Source organism: Curvibacter gracilis ATCC BAA-807, from assembly GCF_000518645.1.
In the GTDB taxonomy this organism is placed as follows: Bacteria; Pseudomonadota; Gammaproteobacteria; order Burkholderiales; family Burkholderiaceae_C; genus Curvibacter; species Curvibacter gracilis.
The window spans coordinates 20,128-38,718 of the sequence record NZ_JADZ01000024.1 but is presented as its reverse complement, the minus strand read 5'-3'; the positions used below and the strand labels follow the sequence as shown (position 1 = coordinate 38,718).

Genomic DNA, 18,591 nt, shown 5'->3' with positions numbered 1-18,591 from the left:
TTCGGGGATGATTCATGACTGAACATGCTGCTGTGTTGCCGTTGCCTGGAGATACGGTGCTTATAGATCTCTGGCTTGAGCACAGTTCCGCCTCTGACCGTGATCCCATTGGTTTGAAAGGGGAGCCCTCGTATCGATACTTCTGGAGCACATGGCTTCATTACCTTAAAACTGGCGGCAACGGTGCGCAACAAGAGCCGATCGCTTGGCACGAGGTGACGAATGTCGATGTGGTGAGGTTTCTCCAGTCTGGCCCCACGTCAAGAAAAGTAGGCGCCAATGTCAGCGATATCACTCGGCGCCGCTACTGGCGGCTGCTGGAGCGCATCTACGATTACGCGAAACACCAGGGCTGGATTGCCAGCAACCCGGCCAAAGCCTTGGAGGAGGTGGACCAACCTCCCAAAGAGGACCACAAGGGCGCCATCATGACGCCGGCAGTCTGGGCCCATCTGCAGCGGGTTTTGGAAAAGCCGCAATCCGATGATCCGGTGGATGTGAGAAACCATGCACTGTTGCTGTGCCTGACAGAGCTTGCTTTGACTCCGATGGAGGCGCGGCAACTGAGTGTGTCCTCGATCCTGTTCGACCAGGTTGCTGGCCGACAGCGCATGGCTGCATTGCAACTCGATGGACCCGGGCCAAACCAACGCCGTCGCATGGTGCTCCCCGACAATGCCGTCCGCGCGATCGAGGCTTGGCTAGCTGTTCGTGACCTGGTGGCCTGCGGTCCTGATGTACCGACGCTTTTCTGCACCAACCAGGGCGCCAAGAACGGTGCAATGGGGGAGATGACCTCGGTCATGTTGTTCTACGTGGTGGGGGAGTCTCTCAAGCGTGCGGCCGAGTTGGCCAAGCAGCCGCCGCCTCCACGGCTCGGTCCGCAGATCGTGCGCAACACGCGCTTGGTCATGTGGCTCAACGATTGCGTCCCCGCAAGCCAGGTGGCCATCTGGGCGGGGCTGAAAAACGTGAAGGGCCTTTACCACCTCCGAGAGCACCTGAATCCTGAGGTGCGCATCACGGTGAAGAATGTTCGTGATGATGCGTAGAGATATTTATATTACGCGACCGAGTGGCCCGATGCCTCAGACACTGTTTGGCCAGCAAGATAGGACCATGGGGTGAACCAGGGCGGTCACGCCGGCTCTTCGGCGCTGGCATTTGCCAGTTGCGCACGTGCTTCTCGAACGCCCATCTTGAGCACCGCCTGCAGGCGCTCCAGTTGCGCCGCGCGTGGAGTGACCTTGCCGGTTTCCCATTTGTAGACGCTCAGGCTGGAGGCGCCGATGAGTGCGGCCATCTGCTTTTGAGTGAAGCCCAGTGCTTCACGTTTGGCGATCAAGGATTCGTGGCTGAATGTGGCTGTCCCTGTCTTGGCAGTTTCGGCAGGAGGGCGCGGCTTTGGAGCTTTGGCTTCAGAGCCAGAAAGTAACTTTTCGATGGCCTTGGCCATGCTGCGAAGTTGCGCCGCCTGAGTCTTGTTGTCCCGCTTGAGCGCAGCGATTTCTGATCGATAGGCAGGCCGTCACCGCTTTGCGCAGGCTGGACACGTCGTCTTTGACTTCCTTGCGCGCAATGCGAGCAACCTCTGAACGAAACGATTCCGAAAACGCGGTCATGGTGTGAGTCCATGGGTTGACAAGACCTGTAGCTTGCCTGAATAAAGAAAGCCGCCCAAGGCGATGAGCCCGGGGCGGCGAGGTAGGGGAGGGGAGTGGTCCACCTAACCGATCACTGGATTGCCGGATTACTTGGCGCTGGCCTTCTCAGCTTTGCGCTTCGCGGCCTTGGGATCGACCACCGCCTTGAACTTGGCGCCGGCCACGAACTTAGGCAAGGTGGTGGCCGGGATCTTGATGGCCTCACCAGTCGATGGGTTCTTGCCCTTGCGCGCTGCTCGCTTGGCCGATTTGAAAGTGCCAAAGCCCACGAGCTGGACTGCATCGCCTTTCTTCACTGTCGTTTGGATGGTCTCGATCAGGGTGTCGAGGACGGCATTGGCTGCGGCCTTGGTCAAGGCATTCTTGGTGGCCAGGATTTCAACGAGTTCTGCGCGGTTCATGATGTTGGAGTGAGAGCTTGCATGTGCAAGCTCCATATTGAACAAGCCCCGGGTTATAGCTTATACGGGGCTGTTCCTGGTTACGTTTGACCCAGTAACTTGTGTAAACGGTGCCAGGATTGGAGCAGCATTCAACTGTTGGTGAGAAATTTGTTGGTGCTTCTCAATGGGTTTGGTGAGCGTTTTGTTGGGGCTGGCGCTCATCATTCAGGTGAGGGTTTTGTTGTGCCTGAGTTCGGCCTTATCAAGGGGAATTGAGCCACCTGCCTAAAATAGGCTCCCTATGTTCAAAGAAATCCGTGCTCTCGACGAGCAGATCTCACAGCTCCAGTCTCGCCGCGAGGAGTTGTTCAAAACCCAGAGAGCTGAAGCGATCCGCGTCGTGCGTACTTTGGTAGATCAGTTCCAGCTCACACCGTCGCAGGTCAATCTGAGTTCTCTCAGCCGCAGCCTGGCACCCGTGAAGTTGAAGCGGCCGACCACCTTTTACGATCCCAATCGAGGATTGGCCTGGGATGGATCACTGAGCGGCAAGGGAAGAAAACCCGACTGGATCAAGGCCGCGGTGGAGGATGGGACGATTGAGTTTTTCCGGGTGAACATCCAACGAGCGTTATGAGACGCGTCGATCGGTCACAACAAGGCTGATTCGTTCGCTGCTAGCCAGGCCTCGCATGTTCGGATGCAACGTGCATGGTCCATTCTTGGCAATCGTCCTGAGCTCGCTTCGGATTTAGGGTTCGGCGCATGCTCCATCAGGGGTGAACTCTCATGGAGGCGTTGCTAGACGCTGCCGCGGAGCTTTTTGACACCCTTCACCCTGGCTTCCAAATCCGCCTTCACGTAGATGGCCGTCGTTGAGATGGACTTGTGCCCCAGCACAGCCTGCACCAGAGCCAGATCTCGTTCGGTCTCTTTGAGCAGATGATGCGCGAAGGTGTGACGGAGCCAGTGCGTTGACGCCCGCTTGAACGTCGCCATGTTATCGGTCACGCTCTCTTGGGCGGTGTCTGAGCATTGTTTGAAGAATCCCTTCAGGATCTGATAGACCGACTGAACGGACAGGCCTCCAGTTTTGTTCACGGTGTATTGGGGAGATCGATGATCGAACTCATCCCAATCGCTGTCCTCGATTGGCGACCGGTCGTCTAGCCTCTTGTCGTGAACCAGGATCCACTTGTCATCGAGCACGCCGAGCAGCGGCTGCTTCTTGTCGGTGACGGCCTTGAATTTCTGAAGTTTCTTGCCATTGGCCATCAGCTCTTTGCGATCCTGCAGGTGATCTCGCAGTGCGTCCAGAACAGACTCGTGAAGTGGCACGAAACGTTGGCGGTTGCCCTTGCCGATCACCTCGATGCACATGTTGTCCGTGAGATTCCCGTCGATCCGCACCCGCTGAACGTCACCCCAGGTGGCATTGCAGGCCTCTTCGCGTCTCAGGCCTCCCAACTCCAGAAGTAGCAAGATCGCCCGCAGACGCCGTTTGGCTGGGTTGTCAGGTAGCTTCTCAAACGTGCGCGCAATGACGTCCAGGTCTTGGTCGGTGAAAGAGCGCTTCACGTCCATCGACAATTCGTCGGTTCGCTTTCCAATGAGCTTGCGAGCTGGGTTCAGCGTGGTGTATCGCGACTCCATCCAGTGGCTGTACATGGCGCTCACTGCTGCAAAAGTCACGCTCAAGCTCGCGCCACTGAGGGGGCCTTTCAGAGGTCTCCAGGTGTTGGCTTTGCGCTCTCGATCAGCCGTGGGATCTTGAAGCCAATGCGCAGGTGGGTTGCACAAGAAATCCTTGAAGTCCTGCATATCCAGTTCGTTCAAGGAGGAGAGCGCAAGGCCTCGTTCATGCACCGCCCACAGAATCAGCCGTTCGATCGCGCGGCGGTAGGCGGTCTGGGTATGCGCGGACTTCTCCCTGATCAGACGAAACCAGGCCTGGACCGCCTCTTGATCGTTATGAGCCGCCAAGCTGTTCTCGGTGGGGCTGCGGAATTTTCCGTTGGAGCCGTTGAGAGCCAGAGGCCAATCCATGGACATGAGCGGTGCCAGCACAGCCCCAGTGTTGGCGACATTGACCAATGATCGTGCGGACGAGCGGGGCGGCGCATTCTCTTTGGCCTGTATTGGTTTCAGGCCCTGCCGAGGTTCAATCTCCCAGCGCTTGAGCCACTGCAAGAGATTTCGTCCTCGGGCCAATCCATACCCTGGTACTTTGTCGACCCAGCGCTCCCCCTGAAGAGACATCCAGTCCACCAGGTCACCGAGGCTGATGACGCCGGCCTTACGCAAGGCTTGGCGCTGCGTTTCATTGAGCCGAACCCACTGATCAACATGGTGCTCTCTGGCGGGGCGACTTCCCAAGCGTTCATCGAGCCAGTTGATTGCCTTGATTTGAATCTCGATTCGAGCTGCAAGTGACTTCGTCGCCAAAGCACCGGGAGACTCGATTGGCTGGTCGGCTGTTGAGACAGCGTCAAGCGCTGAGGTTGATGCAGTCCGGGTAGGGGAGAAGGGGGCCTGAGCTGGACTCTTGCAAATGGTCAGGGAGTCGGCTTGTGCGTTCTGCGCAGATGCGGTTGGTGGCGCGACAAGCTCGATTTGAGTTTTGAGGTACTCCTCCTCGTACAACTCCAGCAATTCCGCTTCGCTGTACATGTCCTCGTCGAACTGGGCTGCGAACTCCTCCAATGTGGGAAGGTTGAGTTTTCTGGTGGCGCCAGGAGATTGCGCAGCGGCTGTTGACGCCGCCATGTTTGACGCGGTCTGACTCGACGTAGGGCTGGGTGTGGACGCTGCGGTCGCTGCAACCGCATGAGCAGCATCAGCGCTCTGGTCGGAAGAAGTGATGTCGTCGAGCACCACGGTTTGATGGTTGAGAAGTTCTCGCACCATGCGCCGGGCGAGCTTGTTCTCTGGCAATGCCTGAGCCCCGGCCTCCACGCGACGCAACAAGTCGCTGTAGATTTTGAGCAAGGCGGGGCGTTCAGGCACCCGGCCTGGCCAGAGTAGGTACTGACGAGCCGCGGCAGCAATGTCCACCCCTTGGGCCACAGCACGCAACACGGCAAACTCATCGGCCGTCACGTGTGCGTGCACAACCCGGGTAGCAGATCCTGGTGGTCGACCCCGGCGGCGCTTGGGCCTGTCCGTCGAATTGGATTCCTGCGGTTCTTCATCGATCAGGACCGGGGCAAAAACGCGCGTGACTAGGCTTGGCTGAGGCAATCCAGCCGCTTCAGCTTCATGGGTCATCACTTGGGAATCGCTCATCGCATTCGGGGATCCAGGGGCACTTCAGATGCACCTTCGTCGGAGACGAGGGTGCATCAATTTTTGATCTTCAATCCCGATTCTCTATGGCTCTAGACGAGTTCATACAGTTGGCGTACAAGGTGCTGTCATAAAGATCTCAAGATCTGTACCGCAATGGCGAGGTGTGTTATCAGCGCGCCACTTACGCATGGCAAGCTTCGCCAATCAATGATCTCAGATTACAGTTGTGATCTGTAAGGATTTGTAAAGGTTACTGAATGATGAGCCACCGCCCGAGCCAGCAACGAGGTCACGCCTTGACAACGTCATTGCCTCCAAACTCGGTAGTTGATCCAGTCATGCGTCAGACTTCCAACGGCTTCTTTGCCCACCACGGTTTGTGGGCGCCGGGTGTGCGACTGTTTCGGCAACTGGGCTTTGCGGCCAAAGCTAGCATCATTTCCTTAGCCTTTCTGATCCCTCTGGTCAGCTTGCTTCTTTGGCAACTCCACACCCAGAACACCAATGCGGTTGAAGCGCGCAAGGCAGCAACGCGACAGCACGTGGAGATTGCCATCGGCGTTCTGCAGTCCATTGGTGCTGAAGAGCAGGCGGGGCGCATGAGTCGCGAAGCTGCGCAGGCATTTGCCAGGAAGCAGATCGCCAGTTTGCGATATGACGGCAAGGAGTACTTCTGGATCAACGATTTCGATGCACGGATCGTGATGCACCCCGTCAAACCGGAGCTCAATGGCCAGGATGGGGCTGGAATGAAAGACCCCAACGGTTTTGCCATGTTCACGGCCTTTGCAGCAACAGCGAAGAACAAGGGCGCGGGCTTTGTTGACTATCAGTGGCCCAAGCCCGGAAAAGATAAGCCTGTTGATAAGGTCAGCTATGTGCAGGCGTTCACTCCTTGGGGCTGGGTGGTGGGCTCAGGGATCTACGTCGACGATTTGCGAGATGAGTGGGTTCGTCTCATCGAGGTTGATATCAGCATCCTGGTGCTTTCTATCCTGATCGCGGGCTATCTCTTCTTGAGTTTTTACAAGGTCATGAATGGTGGCCTAAAAGAGACCCGACGCCACCTCAATGCCATGACTGATGGGGATCTGACCACCTCGCCCTCACCATGGGGGCGCGATGAAGCCGCACAGCTGATGTTGGAGTTGAGCAAGATGCAGAAGTCTTTGCGTGAGATGGTCACAGAGGTCCGTCATTCGAGCGATCAAATCGTGCATTCGAGCACTGAGGTCGCCACAGGCTCTCTCGATCTGTCGGCTCGCACTGAGCAAGCCGCCGCCAACCTGGAGCAGTCGGCCTCTGCCATGGAGCAGATTGCGGCTACGGTCGCTCAGACCGCAGGGCACTCTGAAGAGGCGGCCCGTGTGGCTCGGCATAACGCTGAGGCAGCCCAAGAAGGCGGACAGGTGATGTCCGAAATGGTGAGCACCATGGGACGCATCAGCGGCTCCTCCAACAAGATCGCGGAGATCATTGGAACCATCGACGGCATTGCCTTCCAGACCAACATCTTGGCCCTCAATGCGGCCGTCGAAGCAGCACGTGCGGGTGAACAAGGGCGTGGCTTTGCTGTTGTGGCCTCGGAGGTGCGTGTGCTTGCTCAACGCAGTGCTCAGGCAGCGAAGGAGATCAAAACATTGATCCAATCCAGCCAGGACGAAGTTGCGCAAGGATCAGACGTGGTGCAGCGTGCGGGCGCTTCGATCGAAGACATCGTTCAATCTACGCGCCGAGTTAATGAACTGCTGGACCAGATCGCCACCGGGGCACGAGAGCAAAGCCAAGGCCTGAGCCAGGTCGGCTCCGCCATCCAGGAATTGGACCGCATGACCCAGCAAAACGCTGCGCTGGTTGAACAGACTTCGGCTGCGTCAGACGCTATGCGTGAGCAAGCACGGCATTTGGCTGCGCGGGTGGCACAGTTCAGGTTGCCCAACGACGTCTAGCTTGAATGCCAGCATCATTGGTGAGTGGCGCATAAAAATCGAACAGTTCATATAGCGGGTGACCAGGTCCCTCGGTCCCCATCATTTTTGCCACTGCGCTTGGCCTCATACATCGCATCGTCTGCTATTTTGAGAAGTTGTGCGGGCAGCCTGCCGTCCCTCGGGTGAAATGCTGTCCCAAAGCTTGCAGAGACTCTGATGATGTTGCCGTTGGCCATTGCCCAAGGCTGCTCTATGCTGGTCTTGGCCCTGTGAAGAACCTCCTGCACTTCATCCGGATTTTGAATTGCCGTGAGCAACAACACGAATTCATCGCCTCCCAATCTAGCTACCGTGTCTGTGGCACGAACGACCTGAAGCAACCGTTGTGCAACCTCCTGCAACAACTGGTCTCCGACCTCGTGTCCGTATTGATCGTTCACTGGCTTGAAGCCATTGAGGTCCAGATAACAGACGGCCGCCATCGTATTCATGCGGTCATTGAGCGCGAAGGCTTGCCGCATGCGATCCGACAGCAGCAGTCGATTGGGTAGCTTGGTCAGGTTGTCGTGAAACGCGATGTGTTCAACCTGGGTCTGGTACTGCTTCATTTCGCTGATGTCTTGAAGCAACCATAGCGTTTCGCCGTCGGACTCCTCCAACGCCACACCGCTGACGTCCATCCAAATGGGGTCGCCATTGCCGCGGCGCATCTCCCATTGCCTGCGAAAGCTCTGACCCGATGCCAGGAGCGGGTATGCCTCTTGCCCGAAGGCCTCGTAGCTTTCAGGACTGGCGTAGAGCATGGCAGTGGGCTGTCCAAGCAATTCACCTGGCTCATAGCCAAAGAGGCGTTCCAGCGCACGATTTCGCCAGATGATGCGACGGTCCTTTAATTTGGCAATGCCCAACATGTCGTTGTCGAGCATGGCCTCTTGCTCACGATTGAGTTTGTGCAACTGCTTCCTGATGTTGGAAACTTCCGTCACGTCATACATGACGGTTCTGCTCATCAAAAATTCTCCGTCGGCATCTTTGACACAGGTGGCAATGACGCTGATTCGACGCTTTTCACCCTGTCGGCCGTAGAGGTTGAACTCGACTGGGCCGATCTGTCCCTTGCTGAGCAAGGTCGGGAAGTTCTCTGCAAAACGGGCTTTGCCCGCATCGTCAAAGAAATCGGTCACCCTAAGTTTGCCGATCACCTCCTCTGGCCTGCATCCCAGCCAAGACAAGGCCACTTGATTGATGCGTATGAACCGACCACTTGCGTCAAGCGAGTGGTACCCGCAAGGGGCGTGATCGTAAAGATCTCGGTACTCCCTTGAGATGGATTGAAACTCGGATTCCAGCGTCTTGCGCTCGGTGATGTCTTGCACCGTACCAAACAGGCGGACTGCTTGGCCAGGCTCCCCATATTGCACTTCCCCGCAAGCCCGTACCCAGATGGCTCGCCCTTTCGCAGTGGTCAGCGGCAACTCCAAGTCCCACGGAATACCGTTTGTCATGGCTTCTTGAATGGTCCCTTCCAGCAGGGGCCGGATGCTTTCTGGGTAGAAGGCGATTGCGGTGTCCAGTGCGGGCTCGTAGTCTGCGCCCACTTCATGGATCTTTTTCGTCTCCAAAGTCCAGGTGACAGCGTTGGTCTGAATGTCCAATTCCCAGCCACCCACTTTGGCAACGCTGGCCGTCCGCTCCAGCAAGCGCTCACTGGTCTTCAGCGCCTGCTGAGCTTGCCGCATGCCTGTGACGTCTCGCCCTACGGAATGCAGCAATGCTTGTCCGCCCAGGTCCTGTTGAAAGTGGTTGCTCCATGCCACCCATTTCTCGGAGCCATCAGCACCCCACATCCTGTTTTCGCCGTGCTGGCTCTCTCTCGTCTCAAAGACACGTCTGATCTGGGCGGAAACGATTGGGATATCGTTCTCAGAGACAAATTCAAAGAGGTTGCGGCCGATCATCTCGGCAGGCGTCAGCCCGAAGTGCTTGGCGTAGGCTGGATTGACATAGTGAAGCGTCCCGTCTTTGGTCGCCAGCGACACCAAGTCTGTTTGGGTTTCGACAAGTGAACGAAAACGTTCCTCGTTCTCCTCCAGGGCACGCTCGTACTGTGTGCGCACCTGCAACGCCTTGCTGAGCATCTCCTTGCGCATCGTCAGTGCCTGCGTCACCAAGCTCGACAGGAATTGCAGGGTGGCTTCTTGCTCGGTGGTCAATTGCCGAGCCACCTGGTCAATCACGCACAAGGTTCCGACCTTGGATCCGTCAGGCAGTGCCAGTGGGCAGCCCGCATAAAAACGAATGTTTGGTTGTCCCGTCACCAGAGGGTTCTCTGCGAAACGTCGATCATTCAACGCGTCGGGTACGACAAACATTTGATCGCTCATGATCGCGTGGGCGCAAAAGGCGACATTGCGCGCCGTCTCTTGGACGCCCGTCAATCCCACGTTGGCCTTGAACCATTGGCGATCCACATCAATCAGGCTGACCAGCGCTATGGGGGCTTGGCAGACCTCTGCTGCCTTTTGTGCCAAGGTGTCGAAAAGAGGCTCCGCTGGCGTGTCGAGCAGCATCAACTCGCGCAGCCCCTTGAGGCGAGTTAACTCATTGGCTGGAACAGGTGAGAAGGCCATTGTTCAATGGAAATCAGTCAAGGAGATGAGATCCATTGTCTAGCGGAATTGTCAGATCCATCACGATCTCCGGCAAGAGATGCGGGACATGATCACATTTATCGTGAGCGCTGAAAGCCCGAGTGCACAATGCCAAGGTCGCCTCAGGAAAACTACCGGAACAGTGAGGCTCAAATCAACCGGTAAACGCCATCCGCATCAACGGCGAGCTTTTGTGCTTCTATCAGCTTTTTGATTGAGGCACCGATGGAGCCCCGAGGCAAACCGCTGAGACCACTCAGCTCAGCGTGTCCGACGGCCTTGGCTTTCTTGCCCAGCAGTTTCTTGAATGCAGCATGCAGTCGATCGGTGTTGCTTAATTTGGATTTCTGAGCCTTTGGCGCATCGGCGGGCTTCAAATTCTTTTGGCGCCCTTCGGATTTCGCGGTCTTGACTTCCACAACTTTCGCATCTTCAACGGGTTCATATGTTGCGATATCCGTCTTGCGGGCAAGACGCCGTTGGCGACTCGCAGAGGGCAGGGCGGGCATCACCGGAATATCTGGTTGGCTTCTTTGTGCCGCGTCTAGATAGATCGCTTTGAGTTGCTGCTCCAGGGAATTCATCTCGTGCACTAGACGTGCTACCTGCTTCATCTGCTGGTATGCCCCGTCTGCCTCAGGGCCAAAGGGCTGTAGTGCCATCTGATCCATGAGCGCTTGGGAATGAGCCTGCAGCTCCTGTTGCAAAGCAAGAGCTGCAGTGTTTACTGCTGAGCCAGCAGCCTGCAGCTGAGACAAGGTTTGCGATGCTATTGCCATGGTGGTACCCGGTGTTGTGAACGAGATGGTCAAATTCTATCCATGCTCGTCGTGCGACATTAGGACCAAATTTCTGAAACGGCCCCCTGAATGACAGGACACGGTCCATCGCTTATCTTTGAAGATAGGAGTAGGACTGTGAATACGAATAGGCATACGGAGTCAGTAGAGGTCAAACGGCCAGGCGCTCAATTGCGAATAGACCGTGTCCGGTCATACGGGTGCAATTCCATGGCGCGCCTGGTCAGGCAGGGGGCTGCTGGGGGTGCCAGTTCAAGAGATGCTTATCGAAGCTGTGGAAAAGCGCTTTGGCGCAGTGGAGGCCATTCCCGAGGATCATCAGTTGGAGTTTTTAACGGACAACGGTGGAGCCTACATCTCCCAAGACACGCGTCGAATTGCTCGTTCACTGGGTTTGAAGCCCGTCAACACGCCGGTATGCAGCCCACAAAGCAACGGCATGGCAGAGAGTTTCGTGAAGACCTTCCGGCGCGATTACGTGAGCAGAATGGACCTTAGCGATGCCACACGGGTTCTGGCCCAGTTGCCAGCGGCGTTCGAGCACTTCAATGAGGTGCATCCCCATTCGGGCCTGAAAATGCGCTCACCGCGTGAATTGAGGCAACATCGCCAGTGCCTGAGCCAGTCAAACGGCCAGGCGCTTAATTGCGAATAGACCGTGTCCAGTCATATGGGGGCAATTCCATTCAGATGAGTAGCAACCTTGGCGCGTTGAGCGCTGAGTTCTTAAAGACCCTGAACGCTTGGCGGCGCTCCTCCACATACCACGGGTATGCCGAGGTCTCGGCCTACGGGCAAAAATTAGCAACGTGGTTGGACGAAGTCGCGGCTGAGGTGCAGCCAAGAGACTCGGCAGTCGCCATGGATCTGTTTGGGCGGTTCATTGAACTGGATCAGCATTGGTTTGAGCATGCTGACGATTCCGGCGGGGATATTGGCATGGCGATGCGATCTGCTTGCCGCCATTGGTTGAAAGCCGCTGCCCAAAGTGGACTGGATTCGGACCAGCTAGCAACACGGATGGCCAAGTTGTTCCTGGCGGACCAATACGGAGGTCGGGAGGAGTTGCTCCGGCAGGCAGACCTTGTTTTGGATGAGCAGGGTTTACGCGTCCTTGCAGCCAAGTTCGAAAATTCAATGGGGCAGGTTGCCTGCCATCTCAAAGCCGGAAGTCCCAAGGCCACTCAGGTGTTCAAGCTTTCCGCAGCGTTATCGCTGTTGTCAGAAGCACTCCGTGACCCCGAGATAAAAATCCGCGCTGTGCTCGCTTACAGTCCGGATCCCAATGCGCTGCAGTTGCAGTCCTTCGCACAGGCCTTTCTGGATGTGGGCAATCCACAGGGGGCATTGAAGTGGCTTGAAGGCGACTGGGGCCACATGGAGTCGACGCGAAAGGCAATGAAGGCCGATGCCCTGGAAAATCTCGGCCGTCTGGAAGACAGCATTCCACTCCGACAGGGTCTGTTCGAAGCCAATCCGAATGTCTTCGAGTTGAAAAATTGGCTCAAGCACGTTTCAGATGAAGACAAACAGCAGGCGCGGAGTCTTGCCTCTGAGATCGCTCAGCAAGCAAAAGCGGTGGCCGCAGGGGCAGCAGTCCTTCTGGCTTTGGATGAAGTCGACGCTGCGGAGACCATGGTCATTCAGCGCGCAACGGCTTTGGATGGCCAGGACTACGACAGGATGTTGTCGATTGCGCGGGCATTTAGCCAGCATGGCAGGGCGGTTCCTGAGTCTTTGGTCTATAGGGCGTTGCTGACCGCGATCTTGGAGCGGGGATACAACAAGGCTTATGGACACGGGGCGAGGTACTTGAAGCGACTGCGTGAGTTGGCATTGAAGGCTGCCGAGGCCCAGCGCTTGGTGCCTTCGCACGCTGAATTCGAGGCTACCCTTCGCCAGCAACATGGGCGCAAGACCTCGTTTTGGAGCCAAGTCTAGAGAGCGCGCGCCGGCGATTGGCTTGCATTTCAAGGCTTCTGGAAGGGCGGAAATCGAAGTGTTTGATTCGTTTCAACCCTAAAGCCTCCCAGATGTGCTGAAAACTAATCGTACGCTTCGACTGCCTCGTGCATCGCATCCGGCATCGATAAAATCGAAATAAGCGTTGCGATTAGCGGTAGAGTCAGTTGAAAGCGTTGGTGTTTCCATTCGTGCGATGCGAGGGGTCGACGGCATCCGTCAGGACGATGTTCCGGACGTGAGCCATGTGTTCCTGCGCGATCTGGAAAAAGGCAAAGAAACCGTGCAGTTCGGGCGTGTTCTCAAGGTGCTTGATGAACTGGGTATCCGCATGGTGCTTGAGGTGACCAAGTCTCAGGCGCAGGCTGTTGAGGCTGCCATCCATCACTACTTGCCAAAGGTCCGCTCGGTGCATACCCGCACCATCAAGAAAGACAGCGAATGACCGTGCGACGCCCCAAGTCCTCATCAACGGTGCGCGGATGCTCCAACTCGTTGGTCGGAATCCGTTGACGCAGACTCCTCCGAGCTGATAGCGCAGAGACTCTTAATGTGAGATGACCACCACTGACCGACTGAGCCTGTAGCCATAGCCGCGGCTGGCCTTGATCACGTCGTCCGCCCCCAATTTCAGAGCGATCTTGCGACGCACACGACTGATCATCACGGCCAGGTTCTCGCGGGTAACCGTCCCCTGCTGACCGGCCAGGCGACTGGCCGTGTCAATCAAAGACACATTCCCTGAAATGAAGTTGCTCACCAGCACCCGCCGGCCATCCGGCGAGATACCAATCCCAGTGGAACGGCGGCCCACCGGGATGCTGCGCACCACGGTGTTGGTGGTTGCGTCGATGACCGCGACTGAGGCACTGGCATAGGTGTAATCGCTCACGTAAACCTTGCTTCCGTCACGGCTCACCACCAGCGCTGTCGGAGAAAAGCCCATGGACAGGGAGGTCACAAGGGTGTTGGTGGTGGTATCAACCACTGAGACCGTGTTGAACTGAGGATGGGTCACGTACAGGCGAGTGCCTTGGGGGTTGAAGCTTAGATCCGACGGGCCTGAAGTGACCGGCACTGTCGCGATCGTGGCGTAAGTCTGAGTGTCTAGGACCAGTACGCTGTCCCCAGCGCCGCTGCTCGCATTGGCCACGTACAGGCGTGTTCCTGAAGCGTTAAGCGCCAGGTTGGCAGGACTGCCTGAGACGGCAATTGTCGTCAGAACCTGGCTGGTGCCAGGGTCCACAACGGCGATGTAGCGACCTGTCGGTTGGGCCACGTAGATACGATCGCCAGCAGGGTTGACTGCGACGCCACTCCACTGGGCGCCCGAGGGGCCATTCAATGCAATCGAGGGCAGAACCGTGTTGGTGGTGGCGTCGATCACATGCAACGAGGGGATCTGGATGCCACGGCTCGGAACTCCGGCCAGGTACACCCGAGTGCCCTGCCGGTTGACAGCCACGCCTGTGCCGGCAGATCCTGGCAAAGTCAACGTCCGCTCCACCGTGTTGGTTGCCAAGTCAAAGGCGGACACGTTCGCCCCCGAGGTGGTGAGATAGGCATAGGGCGCAGCCTGTACACCGAGGGCCAGGCCCGCGAGTAGCACCAACATGGCCACGGGACGGAAGTTGCGGCCTCCTGCCCAAATGTTGGCAACCGGGAGCCAGGCGGCAGCCCGGATGAAGGCTACGATTCATCGTTGTCTTTCAATCGTGTCAAAGGGTGCAGCTTTCGCACCCGCTTAGGGCTTGGACGTCATCGACGCTGTCCAGCAGCCGGGCGCGTTTGTAACAAAGCCCTCACGAGAAAGATTGCAAAAGATAACGGTCACTGGATACGGGATTGCGGGGGCATTTGGCTCGCACGTCAACCGAGCGCGCCGCAGGAGGTTTCCTGCAGCGGCCTACCACCAGTGCGCCTTGCGTCTCTGGAATGAGTCACCCGCAGGCCGGGGCCTAGCTTGTTCGACAGGCTTTCAAGACCGGATGACCTCATCAGTGCCCCAGTGTTTTTGGTGCAATTGGGAACGTTTAGAAGGCTGCATCCACACTGGATTCCAGCGAGCTTGCTCTCGGAAATCCCAAGACCACTGGCTTCTCTGCCACCGGAGTCAGAAAAGCCAGTCCCTCTGCGGTTGAGGTGCAGAGCCGTACATCTTTTCCCTAGATTTCCAGCGTCGACTCTTGGGTATGAAGCAGTGAACGCAATGGTGACGTGCTTGGTGCTGTCAGCACGACTCAATGGGCGCGATCCCTGGGCCTACCTGCGCGACGTGCTGCAGCGGCTGGCCTGCCTTAACTTCGTTGAGTGAATGGCCTCCATCGGAGCACACCTGCAGTCCAAATGAGTTGCGCGCGGCTGGTCAAGTTGGGTCAACTGGACGCACACTGCAATCGGGCCCCGCAGGCATCTAGGTGCAACCCCAGGAATCAGATTCAATACACACCTGCAACCGATCAAGCTGTCGGTGTACGCCCGCTACACGCGGCGCGGGGGCCTGGACATCAACCCATTCCGCACCAGCCACCCCCAGGCTTTGCCAGCCAACACCCGCACGGCACGCCAATGAAGCCGGCGGCAGGGCCGGCCAGCCTCAGTTGAGCCGGAACACGCTGACCGAGCGCTGCAAAGAGCGCGCACTCTGGCTCAGGGTCTGGGCCGCCGCCGCAGACTCTTCCACCAAGGCGGCATTCTGCTGCGTGGTCACATCGAGTTGGGTCACGGCCTCGTTGATCTGGGACAGGCCGGTCGACTGCTCGCGGGCCGCCGCACTGATCTGCCCCACCAGGGTACTGACCCGCGACACCGAGGCCACCACCTCGTCGATGGTGTGGCCCACGCCCTGCACCTGGCGGGCCCCGTCCCCCACTTGCTGGGCCGAGTTCCCGATCAGTTCCCGGATCTCCTTGGCGGCCGTGGCACTGCGCTGGGCCAGGGCCCGCACCTCAGAGGCCACCACGGCAAAGCCCCGCCCCTGCTCACCCGCACGGGCGGCCTCGACCGCTGCGTTGAGCGCCAGGATGTTGGTCTGAAACGCAATGCCTTCGATCACACCGATGATCTCGCTCATCTTGGTCGATGAACGCTCGATGGTGCCAATGGCCTCGGCAGCCTCACGCATGGCCACCCCGCCCCGCTCCGCCAGGGCCAGACTTTGCTCGCTTTCATGCGACACCTTGCCCGAGGTGTCGGCCGTCTGACGCACGGTGCTGGAAATCTCCTCCATGGAAGCGGCTGTCTCCTGCAGGCTGCTGGCCTGGGTCTCGGTGCGGCCGGACAAGTCGTCAGCCCCCTGGGCAATTTCACTGGCGGCCTGAGTGAAGCCCGCAACCTCAAAGCGCACATCACCCACCACGGCCTTGAGGTTGACCTGGATCTGCTGCAAGCGCTGCATCAACCCTCCCAAGGGCTCGGGATAATTGACCGCCACCGAAGTGGACAGATTGCAGCCCGACAGATCGCCCGCAAAGCGTACCGCCTCATCCAGGCTGCGGCTGACCCGCGCATGGAACCAGGCCACCACCCCAGCGCCGCCCAGCAGCATCACGGCCAGACGGATGCCCATTGCCATGCCTGCCGACACCTCCGTGAGATCGGGCAGCATGACCCCGCAGGCCATCAAAAACAACCACAGCCCCAGGGTGCTGGGCAAGTCCAGGCGGGTCAGGCGCAGCAGGCGGGAACCCCAGTCTCGGCTGATCACCTTGCCGCTGCGCAACAGCACCGTGGCACGGCCTTGCTCCTCGTCGCGGCGCAGTTGCTCATAAAGGCGCTCGGCCTCCTGTACCTGCTCGCGGGTGGGTTTGATACGCACCGACATGTAGCCGGTGGGTTTGCCATTGGACATCACCGGGGTCACATTGGCATACACCCAGTAATGGTCACCGTTCTGGCGTCGGTTTTTCACCAGCCCTGTCCAGGGGCGCCCCCGGCCAATCGTGGCCCACATGTCCTTGAAGGCCGCCGACGGCATGTCCGGGTGGCGGATCAGGTTGTGGGGCTGACCGATCAGTTCGTCGTAGGTGAAGCCGCTGACCAGCACAAAGGCCGGGTTGCAGTGGGTGATGACGCCCCGCGTATCGGTGGTGGACACCAGCAGTTGATCGTCATCGAACACGTACTCGTGCTGCGAGACCGGCAAATTGACGCGCATGTGAATCCCCATCCAATAACAGCTTAAAAAGTAGCACTGGCAGGTTTGGCTCCATACCAGTTTTAGCAGCGTTCAGAAGTAGAAATCTTCGGCGGCTTTGACATCGCCGTTGTTGCCTGCAGGTACTTCAATCGATTGAGTCTCTGATAGGTGTTTGCTTCGCACAGTGGTTAAGGTCACAGTGTCTCAATCATCACCGGTCTCGTTGATACGGCACTGAGCAGGTTTTTCATCCTATTGCCGAGCCACAAAGATGTGCTGACGCTTTTGAGCTCGTTCATAAGACCGAGCAATATTTCCGCACACGAACTCGCAAAGTTCGTACACCGACTCATCAGCGATGCGGTAGTAGACGCTGGTGCCCCGCGCTTCGCGGTTGACCAACCCTTGCTTGGTCAAGTGGCTGAGGTGTCGAGAGATATTTGCTGCTGTGAAACCACATGCTTGGGCAAGGTCGCCCACGTTGCGCTCTCCTCCCCGCAGCAGATTCAACAGTTGTAGGCGAGTAGGTTCGGACAACACCTGAAAGTAGGCAGCAACCTCTTCTAACGCCTCTTGCGGCATGTGTTCCATCTTGTTCAGATCCTGTTGAGCACATCAACTGTGCATTTGATGCTGGAGTATTGTATCATTTGCTTATTTTACTAAATAGCTAAATAATAGCCAAGGCAAATAGCAAGGCTAGACCGTTACAAGAGGCTCCAACTCATGAGACATCGTCTTTTCGTCTGCGCAACCTTCTCCTTCGCACTCACAGCTTCAGCGGTTGCGGCAGAAGCTGTGACGGCCTCTGCTTTGCGTGTTGCACCCGTTCAGGTCATCGTTGGCAATGCGCAAAGCACAACACTGGATGCTGTTGTTGAAGCTGGCCGTCAAACTATGGTGGCTGCCCAAGTTCCTGGCGCGATTGTGAGCTTGGCCGTCAAGGCAGGTGATCGTGTCAAGGCCGGTCAGGTACTGATCCGTCTGGATGCTAGGACCGCTCAATCGGGGGTCGAGTCAAACCACGCCCAACTTGAGGCTGCTCGAGCTCAAGCCGCGTTGGCAGATCGGGACCTCAAGCGGCAACAAGCGTTGTTTGAAAAGCAGTACATCAGTCAAGCCGCTGTTGAACGCACTCGAGTAGCTCTAGAAACGGCTCAAGCTCAAGTTCGCGCTCTTGCAGCTCAAGTCGGCGCAGCGACGACTCAGACCACTTACTACACTCTGTCTGCGCCTTATGCAGGAGTCGTCAGTGAGGTTCCCGTGTCACTTGGGGATTTGGCTCAGCCCGGTAAACCCTTGTTAACCATCTACGATCCCAGTACGTTGCGGATCAGCTCCAATGTTCCTGAGTCTGTGAGTTCGGCGTTGAAGTCTGATGCATCGTTAACCATTGGGATCGATGGCCTTCCAGATTTCCAAGTCAGCAAGTGGCAATTGCTTCCGGCGCTTGATGCAGGCAGTCACACTCGAATCGTACGCGCTGCTTTGCCGCCAGAAATGCAGGCATCGTTGGCTCCAGGAAGTTTTGCGCGAATCTCGTTGCCCGGACGCACGCCCAAAGAGGCAACTCCGAGGCTCTTCGTTCCGAGTGCTGCGATTTTGCGGCGGGCTGAGTTGTGGGTTGTGTATGCGATGACGCCAGACGGACGCCCACACTTGCGCCAGGTGCGCCTGGGCGAAGCCCGTGGCGATCAGGTGGAAGTGTTGTCAGGCCTGCGCGAGGGCGAATCCGTGGCGCTCGATCCCCAGGCAGCGGCTCAGGTGCGCTGAC

General features: G+C 57.6%; 15 protein-coding genes and 2 pseudogenes. 9 read left to right on the top strand and 8 right to left on the bottom strand.

The features are described 5' to 3' along the window. Positions 1–14: 14 nt before the first annotated feature. On the top strand, positions 15–1,052 hold the full coding sequence (locus L880_RS0117740; RefSeq protein WP_157462950.1) for a hypothetical protein: 1,038 nt from the start codon (positions 15–17) through the stop codon (positions 1,050–1,052). An 86-nt stretch (positions 1,053–1,138) separates the two neighbouring features. Here L880_RS0117740 and L880_RS32740 read toward each other — a convergent pair whose 3' ends face one another. Both L880_RS32740 and L880_RS0117730 read right to left on the bottom strand, forming a co-directional pair. Further along, positions 1,139–1,456, bottom strand: a complete 318-nt coding sequence (locus tag L880_RS32740; RefSeq protein WP_245615220.1) for a helix-turn-helix domain-containing protein — start codon at positions 1,454–1,456, stop codon at positions 1,139–1,141. A 294-nt stretch (positions 1,457–1,750) separates the two neighbouring features. Further along, the gene (locus L880_RS0117730; protein WP_483772905.1) at positions 1,751–2,101 is read right to left on the bottom strand and encodes an HU family DNA-binding protein; all 351 of its coding nucleotides are present in this window, start codon (positions 2,099–2,101) and stop codon (positions 1,751–1,753) included. A gap of 247 nt (positions 2,102–2,348) precedes the next feature. Between L880_RS0117730 and L880_RS0117725 the strand changes: the two genes are divergently transcribed. After that, the gene (locus tag L880_RS0117725) at positions 2,349–2,684 is read left to right on the top strand and encodes an H-NS histone family protein (protein WP_027476809.1); all 336 of its coding nucleotides are present in this window, start codon (positions 2,349–2,351) and stop codon (positions 2,682–2,684) included. A gap of 164 nt (positions 2,685–2,848) precedes the next feature. Here L880_RS0117725 and L880_RS0117720 read toward each other — a convergent pair whose 3' ends face one another. Then, on the bottom strand, positions 2,849–5,332 hold the full coding sequence (locus tag L880_RS0117720) for a tyrosine-type recombinase/integrase (RefSeq protein ID WP_084461401.1): 2,484 nt from the start codon (positions 5,330–5,332) through the stop codon (positions 2,849–2,851). 341 nt (positions 5,333–5,673) lie between these two features. Between L880_RS0117720 and L880_RS32735 the strand changes: the two genes are divergently transcribed. Then, positions 5,674–7,284, top strand: a complete 1,611-nt coding sequence (locus tag L880_RS32735) for a methyl-accepting chemotaxis protein (RefSeq protein WP_051443402.1) — start codon at positions 5,674–5,676, stop codon at positions 7,282–7,284. Positions 7,285–7,331: 47 nt separating this feature from the next. Here the strand turns inward: L880_RS32735 and L880_RS34460 are convergent, their stop codons facing one another. Both L880_RS34460 and L880_RS0117705 read right to left on the bottom strand, forming a co-directional pair. After that, on the bottom strand, positions 7,332–9,896 hold the full coding sequence (locus tag L880_RS34460) for a PAS domain S-box protein (protein ID WP_051443401.1): 2,565 nt from the start codon (positions 9,894–9,896) through the stop codon (positions 7,332–7,334). Positions 9,897–10,066: 170 nt separating this feature from the next. Then, complete coding sequence (locus L880_RS0117705; RefSeq protein ID WP_245615218.1) at positions 10,067–10,729, bottom strand: hypothetical protein; 663 nt, start codon at positions 10,727–10,729, stop codon at positions 10,067–10,069. Positions 10,730–10,928: 199 nt separating this feature from the next. On the opposite strand from L880_RS0117705, the pseudogene L880_RS32725 reads away from it, so the two are divergent. The 3 genes and pseudogenes from L880_RS32725 to L880_RS32720 form a co-directional block, all read left to right on the top strand. Further along, positions 10,929–11,372, top strand: a pseudogene (locus L880_RS32725) (integrase core domain-containing protein); the annotation flags it as partial. A gap of 35 nt (positions 11,373–11,407) precedes the next feature. Then, positions 11,408–12,658, top strand: a complete 1,251-nt coding sequence (locus L880_RS0117695; protein ID WP_027476806.1) for a DUF6880 family protein — start codon at positions 11,408–11,410, stop codon at positions 12,656–12,658. A gap of 166 nt (positions 12,659–12,824) precedes the next feature. Then, positions 12,825–13,124 carry a helix-turn-helix domain-containing protein gene (locus tag L880_RS32720; protein WP_157462949.1) on the top strand — a complete coding sequence of 100 codons (300 nt, stop codon included), beginning with the start codon at positions 12,825–12,827 and terminating at the stop codon, positions 13,122–13,124. A gap of 102 nt (positions 13,125–13,226) precedes the next feature. Here the strand turns inward: L880_RS32720 and L880_RS0117685 are convergent, their stop codons facing one another. Next, positions 13,227–14,294: a beta-propeller fold lactonase family protein gene (locus L880_RS0117685; protein ID WP_027476805.1), complete on the bottom strand. Its 1,068-nt coding sequence runs from the start codon at positions 14,292–14,294 to the stop codon at positions 13,227–13,229. Between the two features lie 594 nt (positions 14,295–14,888). Between L880_RS0117685 and L880_RS35700 the strand changes: the two genes are divergently transcribed. Further along, a complete protein-coding gene (locus L880_RS35700) occupies positions 14,889–14,993 on the top strand; it encodes a transposase domain-containing protein (RefSeq protein WP_245615216.1) in 105 nt (34 codons plus the stop codon). Between the two features lie 129 nt (positions 14,994–15,122). After that, positions 15,123–15,251 (top strand): annotated as a pseudogene (locus tag L880_RS35695) (NADPH-dependent 7-cyano-7-deazaguanine reductase QueF); the annotation flags it as partial. Between the two features lie 24 nt (positions 15,252–15,275). Here the strand turns inward: L880_RS35695 and L880_RS0117670 are convergent. Continuing rightward, positions 15,276–16,835, bottom strand: coding sequence for a methyl-accepting chemotaxis protein (locus tag L880_RS0117670; protein WP_027476804.1), 1,560 nt, complete (start codon positions 16,833–16,835; stop codon positions 15,276–15,278). 234 nt (positions 16,836–17,069) lie between these two features. Next, positions 17,070–17,408, bottom strand: a complete 339-nt coding sequence (locus L880_RS35050; protein ID WP_084461398.1) for an ArsR/SmtB family transcription factor — start codon at positions 17,406–17,408, stop codon at positions 17,070–17,072. 135 nt (positions 17,409–17,543) lie between these two features. Between L880_RS35050 and L880_RS32715 the strand changes: the two genes are divergently transcribed. Beyond that, positions 17,544–18,590 carry an efflux RND transporter periplasmic adaptor subunit gene (locus L880_RS32715; protein WP_043329836.1) on the top strand — a complete coding sequence of 349 codons (1,047 nt, stop codon included), beginning with the start codon at positions 17,544–17,546 and terminating at the stop codon, positions 18,588–18,590. The last annotated feature ends 1 nt before the right edge of the window (position 18,591 follow it).